The 10,239-nt window shown below is 54.3% G+C and carries 8 protein-coding genes; 7 read left to right on the top strand and 1 reads right to left on the bottom strand.

Going from position 1 to position 10,239, the window contains the following annotated elements; translation table 11 throughout:
• The coding region (locus ACUHMQ_RS15455; protein ID WP_445296359.1) for a VCBS domain-containing protein at window positions 1-3,236 on the top strand (3,236 nt) is incomplete at its 5' end.
• An 87-nt stretch (window positions 3,237-3,323) separates the two neighbouring features.
• On the opposite strand, the gene ACUHMQ_RS15450 is transcribed toward ACUHMQ_RS15455, so the two are convergent.
• Window positions 3,324-3,743, bottom strand: a complete 420-nt coding sequence (locus tag ACUHMQ_RS15450) for a VOC family protein (protein ID WP_445296358.1) — start codon at window positions 3,741-3,743, stop codon at window positions 3,324-3,326.
• A 643-nt stretch (window positions 3,744-4,386) separates the two neighbouring features.
• Here ACUHMQ_RS15450 and ACUHMQ_RS15445 point away from each other — a divergent pair.
• From ACUHMQ_RS15445 to ACUHMQ_RS15420, 6 genes are read left to right on the top strand one after another with little or no spacing between them, the layout of a single operon-like run.
• A complete protein-coding gene (locus tag ACUHMQ_RS15445) occupies window positions 4,387-7,209 on the top strand; it encodes a monovalent cation/H+ antiporter subunit A (protein ID WP_445296357.1) in 2,823 nt (940 codons plus the stop codon).
• Window positions 7,200-7,541 (top strand): Na+/H+ antiporter subunit C, encoded by a 342-nt coding sequence (locus ACUHMQ_RS15440; RefSeq protein WP_445296356.1) that lies wholly within the window; start codon window positions 7,200-7,202, stop codon window positions 7,539-7,541. Before ACUHMQ_RS15445 ends, ACUHMQ_RS15440 begins: the two co-directional genes overlap by 10 nt.
• Window positions 7,538-9,121 (top strand): monovalent cation/H+ antiporter subunit D, encoded by a 1,584-nt coding sequence (locus ACUHMQ_RS15435; protein WP_445296355.1) that lies wholly within the window; start codon window positions 7,538-7,540, stop codon window positions 9,119-9,121. Before ACUHMQ_RS15440 ends, ACUHMQ_RS15435 begins: the two co-directional genes overlap by 4 nt.
• A complete protein-coding gene (locus tag ACUHMQ_RS15430) occupies window positions 9,118-9,606 on the top strand; it encodes a Na+/H+ antiporter subunit E (protein ID WP_445296354.1) in 489 nt (162 codons plus the stop codon). Before ACUHMQ_RS15435 ends, ACUHMQ_RS15430 begins: the two co-directional genes overlap by 4 nt.
• The gene (locus tag ACUHMQ_RS15425; RefSeq protein ID WP_445296353.1) at window positions 9,600-9,869 is read left to right on the top strand and encodes a K+/H+ antiporter subunit F; all 270 of its coding nucleotides are present in this window, start codon (window positions 9,600-9,602) and stop codon (window positions 9,867-9,869) included. Before ACUHMQ_RS15430 ends, ACUHMQ_RS15425 begins: the two co-directional genes overlap by 7 nt.
• Window positions 9,866-10,204 carry a Na+/H+ antiporter subunit G gene (locus ACUHMQ_RS15420; protein ID WP_445296352.1) on the top strand — a complete coding sequence of 113 codons (339 nt, stop codon included), beginning with the start codon at window positions 9,866-9,868 and terminating at the stop codon, window positions 10,202-10,204. The genes ACUHMQ_RS15425 and ACUHMQ_RS15420 overlap by 4 nt, the downstream gene beginning before the upstream one ends.
• The last annotated feature ends 35 nt before the right edge of the window (window positions 10,205-10,239 follow it).

The following is a 10,239-nucleotide window of genomic DNA, read 5'->3' as shown; positions in this document are numbered from 1 at the left end:
ACGTCGCGAACAGTGCGGTGCAATACCTGAAGGCAGGCGAGACCAAGCTGGAAACGTTCACGGTGCTGTCGACAGATGGCACGCCACATGAGATCAAGGTCACGATCACGGGCACCAATGACAAACCTGTGATTGGTGGGGATGCAGTTGGTAGCGTCACCGAAGATGCCGCCACCCCGACCTTGACCGACAGCGGCACGCTCACCATCAGTGATGCGGATACAGGTCAGGCCAGCTTCCAGACGACAGGCATCACAGCCAGTGCGGGTGCACTGGGTGTGATGACGATCACCCCCAATGGCACCTGGACCTACAACGTCGCGAACAGTGCGGTGCAATACCTGAAGGCAGGCGAGACCAAGCTGGAAACGTTCACGGTGCTGTCGACAGATGGCACGCCACATGAGATCAAGGTCACGATCACGGGTACCAATGATGTACCGACAGCTGGCGATGGTATGGTCAGCGGTACTGAAGATACCCCGCTTGTCTTCAACTGGGCAGATTTCAATGTGGCCGATATCGATACCCCAGCTGCGAACCTGTCAATCAAGGTTACTGTCTTGCCGGTGGATGGGCTGTTGCAATATTCCGCAGATGGTACGAATTGGGCAGCAGTGACTGTTAATCAACGCTTAACCAAAGCAATGATCGATGCGGGTAGGGTTCGTTTTATGCCTGATTCGAATGAATCGGGGTCAGATGCTTTTGGTGGTGTCGGCGTAGGTAATTGGCAGGCTGACTATGCGCGCTTTAGCTATGTGGCGAACGATGGCAGTGCCAATTCGACCCGTGCAACCATGCGAGTGGACATTACGCCAGTTGCCGATGGGGTCAACATAACCGGTGGTTCGGTAGGGGCGGGCAACAGTGGTGCACCGCCTGCTGGGAATGGTTTAACTGTCCGCCAGTACACCTCCCTGGCCAATATAAGTCCAAGCGATGTCAACACACTTGAAGAAGTGCAACAACTGTTGAATCTGTTGAATGCAGCACGCGAGGCAACGAGCACTATTTCGGCTACACCTCAAAACGGAGATATCCCCACCGATGGTGCTTGTCGCATCTCTGGTCTGATCTACCTAGAAGCGGGCAAGCGTTACACCTTTGGCGCTTATCAAGACGACACGGGATTGCTGCGGGTTGGCGGTACGGAAATATTGGCGCGCCCCTATAACAGCTTTGGCAATATCTCTGGCAGCGAATTACGGCCCACGGTAAGTGGTTACTACACCATTGATTGGGCGGTTTATAACGGCAACGGGGTTGGCGCCTTCCGACCATCCCTGAGTGTGGATGGTGGTACCGCAAGGGAACTCACCAGTACCAACTTCAGGCTGTATAGCTCGCTGGGTTATCTGGATAGGCTGGGTGGGTTGCATGATGTGCTGGTACGGGGGGCGGATAACGAGGGTGGCTTTTACCCTCGTGTGTATCAGGGCATGGAAGATTCGCCGATCACGCTGAGTCCGCTGCAATATGGGTTGATTGATACCGATGGTTCCGAAACTAATGGTGCATTGATCGCCAAGAGTCTCTTGGAGGGGACAGTACTGACAGATGGTACCCGCAACTTCACCGCAACAGCAGGTAGTACCAGTGTCGATATCACCAGTTGGGACCTGACTAAATTGAAGTTGACGGCGCCTACCAACTTCAACGGTACCTATAACCTGGAGTTGGAAGGCCGTAGTATTGAGACTGTGACTCGTGAGACTAAGGTCAGTACCACTACGATTGCCATTACCGTAGCCAGCGTGAACGATGCGCCTGTAGCGACGAATGATGAGAATACTGTGCTGGAGGATTCGGGTCGTTATACGGTGCAGGGGAGGCTGCTTGGCAATGACGTGGATGTTGATGGAGATGTGCTGAGGGTTGTATCAGTCAATGGTGACAACCGTATTCTAGGTAATCCAATCATCACCAGCTATGGCACGGTTCAAATCAACGCTAATGGTACCTATACCTATACCCTCGACAACAACAATGCCCGGGTGAATGCGTTACTCACCGGTGAAACGATCACTGATCGGATCAGCTACACGATTGCCGATGCTGCCGGCATGACCAGTACAGCGGTATTGACGATCCGCATTAATGGAAACAGCGAACAGGTCGTATTGTGGGGTTCCAACGGCGATGATGTGATACGTGACCATTATGGTGAGAATGCTTCACCGATGGGTATCAGCAATAACGCTTTCAGATTGAACCTGGGAGGAGCTGCGCTGGGAAGGAATCCCTCCACAAACGTATGGGGACTCTTCAATGCAGATGCCGCTGGCGGTGCGCAGGTAATCAACGCCGGTGCTGGCGACGATTATGTGGAATCGGGTGAAGGTAACGATGTGGTGTATACCGGTGGCAGTACCAGCACCGGACATCTTTTCAGCGAGATTAGAAATCATGCGTTGATGATAACAAATGATGGTGCAGGACACTTGCTACAGAACAATGGAACCTTTCTGTTCGATACTGACAGAGTGCCGGAATTAGATGGCCGCGGTGAAGGGAATGCGGGCTTTGTGCCTGATTTCAATGTTCCTGATGAGGATGCACTCCCGCCGTTCGGTGTTGACAGGAATACGGGAACCAGGCGTTGGGCAGACATCGTCAACGGTGGTGGGGGAAATGACGCATTGATCGGTGATGATGGGTACGACCTGCTGTATGGTGGCCGTGGAGATGACTACCTTGCTGGTGGCAAAGGCATGGATGGCCTGCGTGGTGGCGAGGGAAATGATCGGCTGGAAGGTGGCGCAGGTAACGATGTGTTGCGCGGCGATCTGGGTGCCGATGTTTTTGCGTGGACCTTGGGTGATCAGGCAGCTAGAGCTGGTGCCACACAGGCGGGCAATGGTAATGACTTCGGGGTATCGCGCGGGATTGGCTTGGTAGAGGGTGCAACAGACCTAGTGATGGATTTCAGCAAGGCTGAGGGTGACAAACTAGACCTTCGCGACCTGTTGCAAGGTGAAAGTCATTTAGGTGAAAGTGCAGGTAATTTAAGCAATTACCTGCACTTTGAATTCGACCGGAATACTACCCGAACTATTGTCCATATCAGCAGCGATGGTGGCTTTGCTAACGGAGTGTACGACATTAGCAGGGAAAACCAATCCATTGTGCTGCAGAATGTGAATCTCACTAGGGATGACTTGGACAATGCCTTGCTCAACAACAACGCCATCATTCAAGATTTGCTACGCAATAACCGATTGATTACCGATTGAGTGAGTTGTTACCCCAAGCGGGGTAAAGTAACTATATAAAAACCGGCAGATGTTTCTGCCGGTTTTTATATCTGGCAGCCGGTGGGGTTACCAGCTGCCAATATTGGGCATGGACGCCCAAGGCTCCGCTTTAGGTAGCGGTTCGCCAGCTTGAAGAAGCTCTACCGAAATATTGTCTGGCGAGCGTACGAAGGCCATATATCCGTCGCGTGGCGGCCGGTTGATGACAACACCGTGGTCCATCAGGCGCTGGCAGGCTTCGTAGATATTTTCTACCGAATAGGCGAGATGCCCGAAATTACGGCCACCGGTATAGACCTCCGGATCCCAGTTATGGGTCAGTTCGACCTGTGCATCTTCATCGCCCGGCGCGGCAAGATAGATCAGCGAGAATCGGCCGGATTCATAATCTGTCTGCTTAATTAGCTTCAGCCCAAGCGCATCCTGGTAAAACTTCAGGGACTCCGCCAGATTGGTGACGCGTACCATGGTATGAAGATATTTCATATAAAAGACCTCGAAAGTCGTGAATGCGCTGAGCTGGGCTGTCCAGCGCTATGTTGCTAAGTGACTGCTCAGTGTTGCGTATAACAAGAATCTGAGCAGCCCGTAATATAAAAGCGGTTTCAGATTCTAACTCTGGTAAACGATAGGAATTTGAATCATTGCATTGATTCAGAAAGAGACTGCTTGTTGGTTATGGATGGACCGAGTCCTAAAGCTTGTGTGCTATCTACATGAGTGAGCAGGTGTTTTGAAGTTACCTGAATGGTTTGAAAACAACCGCTCGCTAAACAGGTTCTAAGGCTCAAACAAAATCGGCTGTGTAATCAAAAATGAAAACGATGCTACAGACGGTGGTTGTTATGGTTTGCCCGGGCTTGGAGCATGGCGCGGCTCTTGCTAAGTTAGAGGGCCGGTTAATTCAGGTTGGCTGGGTTGCTTTGCCCGATAGTGAACAGGTCATTAGAACCAGTTCAACGTTAGCTGTGTATCAGCAATACAGCGTGGGAAACGCCCTCGGAATGCATATTTACCACTGTGTAAGCTCAGCGTTCTTGGGTGTTTTCGCCTCGTCTTGCGGCAGTTCGTGTAACGTTGAACCGGTATTTGCCAGTCTGCTCTCCTTTCCGCTTCCCGAGGAATTTGCATGAAACTGCTGCTATTGGCTGCGCTGCCTTTTATTGGGGCTGCGCTGATGAGCTTTTTGCCCAGTGCGGCCCGGCGTAGCGCAGCGTGGTTGGCCGGCGGCACAGCATTGGGTGCCTTGGCACTGCTGTTAAGCATGTCGTCTGCCGTGTTTGGTGGCGATATCCTGCGCTGGTCTGTGCCGTGGGTGCCGCAACTGGGGTTGGAGCTGGGCTTTCGGCTTGATGGCTTGGCGTGGTTGTTTGCCTTGCTGATCACCGGCATTGGTGTATTGGTGGTGGTGTATGCCAAGTACTACCTCAGCCAGGATGATCCCCCTGCCCGTTTTTTCCTCTTTTTGCTGCTCTTTATGGGCGCCATGCTTGGCCTGGTGCTAGCCGATAATCTACTGTTGCTGGTGGTGTTCTGGGAATGCACAAGCCTCAGTTCCTTCCTGCTGATCGGCTTTTGGCAGAAAGAGCACCCCGCGCGGGCAGGTGCACGCATGGCGCTGGCGATTACCGGCGCTGGTGGTCTTGCTCTGCTGGGTGGGGTGTTGTTGCTGGGGCATATCGTAGGCAGCTACACGTTGGATGCGGTATTGGCATCGGGCGAGCTGATTCGTTCCCATCCACTTTATATGCCGGCGCTCCTCCTGGTGTTGCTTGGTGCATTTACAAAGAGTGCGCAGTTTCCATTTCACTTCTGGCTGCCCAATGCCATGGCCGCGCCGACCCCCGTTTCGGCTTATCTACACTCTGCCACCATGGTAAAGGCAGGCGTATTTCTTCTGGCCCGGCTTTACCCTGCTTTGGGGCATTCCGAGCCCTGGTTCTGGATCGTCTCGACGACGGGTCTCGCCACCATGCTGGTTGGTGCTTACGTAGCTCTGTTCAAGCATGATTTGAAGGGGTTGCTGGCTTATTCGACCATCAGCCATTTAGGTCTGATTACGCTGCTATTGGGGTTGGACCAGCCCTTGGCCATTGTGGCGGCGGTGTTTCATATCCTTAACCACGCTTGTTTCAAAGCCAGTCTGTTTATGTCTGCCGGTATCGTTGACCATGAGACCGGCACGCGGGATATGCGTAACCTGAACCACCTGATGCGCTATATGCCGATAACGGGCGCGCTAACGATGGTGGCCAGTGCCGCTATGGCAGGGGTGCCGCTGCTGAATGGCTTTCTGTCCAAGGAAATGTTCCTGGCTCAGACTATTCGGCCGGATCTACCTGTCTTCGCTCAATGGGCGCTGCCGATTGGTGCGACCTTGGGTGCGCTGTGCAGCGTTGCCTATAGCGTGCGATTTGTACACGACACTTTCTTTCATAACCCACGTTCCACCGCAGCCGAACAGCTGAAGCCGCACGAACCGCCTTGGGGAATGCGCCTGCCAGTGGAGTTGTTGGTGCTCATCTGCTTGGTGGTGGGGTTGGTGCCCAACCTCACCATCGGGCCATTGCTTGCGCTGGGTGCTCAGGCTTCGCTTTATGGCGGCCCTTATGCGCCCTTGCCAGATTATTCCCTGGCGCTTTGGCATGGCCTCAACCTCCCCTTGGTGATGAGTACTGTCGCCTTATTGGGTGGCGTGGCGTTGTACTTCGCCTGGCAAGTCAGGGTGAACCTGCATACGTTGGAGCGTACGCCGGTACTGGGCCGGGTGAGTGGGCGCAGTGGGTTCGAACGCGGTATCGATGTGGTGGTGCAAAGTGCCCGGTGGCTGACAAGCTATTTGCAGAACGGCAGCTTGCAGCATTATCTGTTCTTTTTTGTGGGTGCTGCGACATTGGCGGGCTTTGCACCCTATCTGGCAACCGGTTGGCTGCCGTTTGATGCTATGCCATCGATAACGCCAGTAAGCCCTGCTTTTGTGGCGGTATGGTTGGTCGGGATGGTGTGTACCGCAATGGTGGTGGTGCACTTTGACCAGCGGCTGCTGACGTTGATCCTGCTTGGTGCTGTGGGGCTTACCGTTACGCTGACCTTTGTATATTTCTCTGCGCCGGACCTTGCCATGACTCAGCTATCGGTGGAGGTGGTGACAACGATACTGATGATGCTGGCACTTAATTGGCTGCCGAAGGAAAGCAAGCCGGAAGGACATACTTGGCGGAAATGGCGTGATGGGGTGATTGCCGGTACGGCAGGGCTTGGTGTGGCGGGTATTGTGTACGCCGTGTTGACCCGCCCGTTTGATTCCATTGCGCCCTTCTACCTGCAACATGCACCCGCACTGGGCGGTGGCGAGAACGCCGTGAATGTGATCATCGTGGACTTCCGTGGTTACGACACCCTGGGTGAGATCACGGTACTGGGCATTGCCGCGTTGATTATTTTCGCGTTGCTACGTGATTTCGTACCGGCTGACTATACCCCCCAGCCTGGTGAGCCCACCCGTGACAGGCACCCCCTGATGCTGGCATTGGCGGCAAGATTGTTGCTGCCGTTGGCTGTACTGGTGGCGTTGTACATTTACATGCGGGGGCATAACCAACCCGGTGGGGGGTTTGTGGCAGGTTTGGTGTTGGCTATTGCCCTCATCCTGCAATACGTCGCCAATGGTCAACGCTGGATGGCTGCACGTAGCTCGGGTGATTTCCGGCCATGGATTGCTGCTGGCTTATTGATAGCAGGCCTGACGGGCATGGGCAGCTGGTTGTTGGGCGCACCATTTCTGACCAGCAGCTACGACTACCCCCTGATCCCCCTGTTTGGTCATGTGCCTGTCACGAGCGCCATGTTTTTCGATCTAGGTGTGATGTTGACTGTTACCGGCGGCACGATGCTGATGTTGGCTGCTATTGCCCGGCTGACGGCTGGTGGGGAGAAACCGTTATGGAAATAATGCTGGCACTGGCTGTGGGTGCGTTGACTGGTGGTGGAATCTATCTGCTACTGCGTGCTCGGGTGTTCGATGTCATTGTTGGGCTGACTCTGCTCTCTTACGCCGTCAACCTGTTCATTTTCTTCATGGGGCGAGCCAAGGTAGGGGCTGCACCCATCATGGATGGCAAGTTCCCGCCCACGCTGGAACATTATGCGGACCCCCTTCCGCAGGCCCTGGTGCTGACGGCGATTGTGATCAGCTTTGCCATGACTGCGGTGATGTTGGTGATTGCATTGCGCACACGGGCTGAGACAGGTTCGGATCATGTCGATGCCCAGGAGCCGCGATGAATAGCTGGTCTCATTGGATTATCGCGCCGGTTGTCTTGCCGTTGATGACAGGCAGCCTGTTGCTCATTGTCGAGCGGCAACGCCGCAGCTGGGTGCCGAACCTGAGTCTGCTGGCCATGCTGTTGTTGGTGGCGGTTTCGGCAGGACTGTTTCTCGAAGCGGGCAGTGGACGCATCAATGCCTATCTGTTGTCTAACTGGCATGCACCGTTCGGGATTGTGCTGGTGCTTGATCGGCTCAGTGCTTTGCTGGTTGGGCTGGGCAGCGTACTGGCGCTTGCCTGTGTGTTGCATGCGCGCGGGCGCGATGAACAGCGCGGGGCGCATTTTCATAGTCTTGTGCATTTTCAGATGATGGGTCTCAATGGCGCCTTCCTGACCGGTGACCTTTTCAACCTGTTTGTTTTCTTCGAAGTATTGCTGATTGCCTCCTACGGCTTGCTGTTGCATGGCGCAGGGGCTGCTCGCCTCAAAGCGTCAATTCATTACGTCAGCTTTAACCTTGCGGCATCTGCATTGTTTCTGATCGCGGTTTCCCTGTTGTATGGGTTGACTGGCACTTTGAACATGGCCGACTTGGCGCTACGCGTATCCCAGCTGGGGCCGGACAATGTGTTGCTGGCCCAGTCAGCCGCCTTGCTGTTGCTTGTGGTGTTTGCAGTCAAGGCTGCGTTGCTGCCTTTGTATTTTTGGCTACCCGATACCTATGGCAGTGCTACTGCACCGGTTGCAGCTTTATTCGCGATTATGACCAAGGTGGGTGTCTATGCGATTGCACGGGTGTTTACTCTGGTATTTGGCGCTTCAGGCGGACCATTGGCCGAGGTGGCATTGCCCTGGTTGGTGCCATTGGCCATGATCTCGTTACTGCTGGGTGGGTTCGGCGCGTTGGCTGCGCGCCAGTTACGTGGCTTGATTGCGTACTTGTTGATCGCATCTGCAGGCACGTTGTTGTTGGCGGTTGGAATAGGTAACCCTGCGTCGCTTGCAGCAGGGCTTTACTATCTGCCAGGTAGCACGCTGGCGTGTGCCGCGTTGTTTCTTTTGATGGACCATATTGTGACGGCTCGTGGCGCAGGCGGCGATGTTTTACAGCCTGCGGCGTTCGATTTCGGTCGTAACCGATTTGGAGTGCAGTTTTTTGTCTGCGCTTTGATCGTAGCCGGTCTGCCGCCGCTTTCCGGTTTTTTGGGTAAGTCGCTTTTGTTACAGGCAGCCTTGCCCCATGTGTCGGCCGGTTGGATTTGGGCTGCGGTGCTGGTTGGTAGCTTGCTCAGCATCCTTGCGTTGGCGAGGGCGGGCAGCACGCTTTTCTGGGCTTCTGATGATGCTCCAGTGCCTTGCAGTGGGCCTCAACCTTCACTCAATGCCAAAGCAGCACTTGCGTTATTGATGGGCTCGGCTGTGGCTACTGGTGTATTGGCAGGGCCGTTCAGTCGCTACTGCGATGCAGCGGCAGCCCAACTGTTCGGGCCGCATCGTTATATCGAAGCGGTGATGACCAAAGAATCGGTGCCAGCCGTTTTTGATGTGCGCAAGGAAATGCGTGAGACTGGATTGAGCAAAGGAGGCGGTCAATGAAACGGCTTTTCCCCTCCCCGATACTGAGCCTGGTGCTCTTCATTGTCTGGTTGCTGCTCAACGGTAGTGCTTCGGCGGGACAGGTGGCATTGGGGATTTTGTTCGCCACCCTCATCCCTCGTTTTACCGATGATTTTCGCCCAGAACGGCCACGGTTAAGAAAACCAGCTGTTCTATTTCGGCTCCTGGGTGTTGTGCTGTGGGATGTGGTTCAGTCCAACCTCACTGTCGCACGGCAGGTTTTGGGTCGGGAGAGCAAGCTCCGCTCACGTTTTGTCTGGGTACCGCTTCAGATTCGAGACTCACATGGTATTGCCGCCTTAGCCAGCATCATCACCATGACGCCAGGCACCTTGTCGGCTGATTTGACCGAGGACCGTCTGCACCTTTTGGTACATGCCCTGCATGTGGAGGACGAGGCCGCGTTGATCGCCTGCATTCAAGCCCGGTACGAAACCCCTCTGATGGAGATATTCGGATGCTGAACTTTGTCCTGCCATTTGCCATCGGTATTTTCTGCCTGGCACTGCTGCTGTGTCTGGGTCGTTTGCTGCGAGGCCCAAGTCTGGTTGATCGCATCCTCGCGCTAGATACCTTGTCGGTTAATGCTTTGGCCCTGTTGATTCTGCTGGGCATTTATTTCCAGACCACGCTTTACTTCGAAGCAGCCTTGGTGATTGCAATGTTGGGGTTCGCCGGTACGGTGGTCATGGCCAAGTTCCTTAGCCGTGGAGATATTGCCGAATGAGTACTTTGCCAGCTTGGTTGGATATCACCATCAGTCTGCTCCTATTGTTGGGCGCGGCTTTTGCGCTGATTGGATCGTGGGGCCTGTTCAAGCTTTCCGACTTTCTGCGTCGCCTGCATGGGCCGACCAAAGCTTCTACGCTGGGTGTGGGATGCGTATTGATCGCTTCCATGTTGTATTTTTCGCTACAAGGCTCAGTGAGCCTGCATGAATTACTGATTACGATGTTCCTCTTTCTGACCGCACCGGTTTCAGCCCATATGCTGGTCAAGGCAGCGATGCGGCAAACACCGTCGTTACGCCCGCTGGAACCGGGTGAGGAACCTAAGCAATAAAAAAGCGCCCAAGTCGGGCGCTTTTTTATTGGAAT

The organism is Chitinimonas violaceus (genome assembly GCF_052601015.1).
The sequence above is the reverse complement of the archived record's forward strand: the minus strand, read 5'-3'. Positions and strand labels throughout refer to the sequence as shown.

Coding starts and splice junctions, on each gene's coding strand:
- ACUHMQ_RS15450 (WP_445296358.1), bottom strand. CDS start 3,743: ATGAAATATCTTCATACCATGGTACGCGTCACCAATCTGGCGGAGTCC.
- ACUHMQ_RS15445 (WP_445296357.1), top strand. CDS start 4,387: ATGAAACTGCTGCTATTGGCTGCGCTGCCTTTTATTGGGGCTGCGCTG.
- ACUHMQ_RS15440 (WP_445296356.1), top strand. CDS start 7,200: ATGGAAATAATGCTGGCACTGGCTGTGGGTGCGTTGACTGGTGGTGGA.
- ACUHMQ_RS15435 (WP_445296355.1), top strand. CDS start 7,538: ATGAATAGCTGGTCTCATTGGATTATCGCGCCGGTTGTCTTGCCGTTG.
- ACUHMQ_RS15430 (WP_445296354.1), top strand. CDS start 9,118: ATGAAACGGCTTTTCCCCTCCCCGATACTGAGCCTGGTGCTCTTCATT.
- ACUHMQ_RS15425 (WP_445296353.1), top strand. CDS start 9,600: ATGCTGAACTTTGTCCTGCCATTTGCCATCGGTATTTTCTGCCTGGCA.
- ACUHMQ_RS15420 (WP_445296352.1), top strand. CDS start 9,866: ATGAGTACTTTGCCAGCTTGGTTGGATATCACCATCAGTCTGCTCCTA.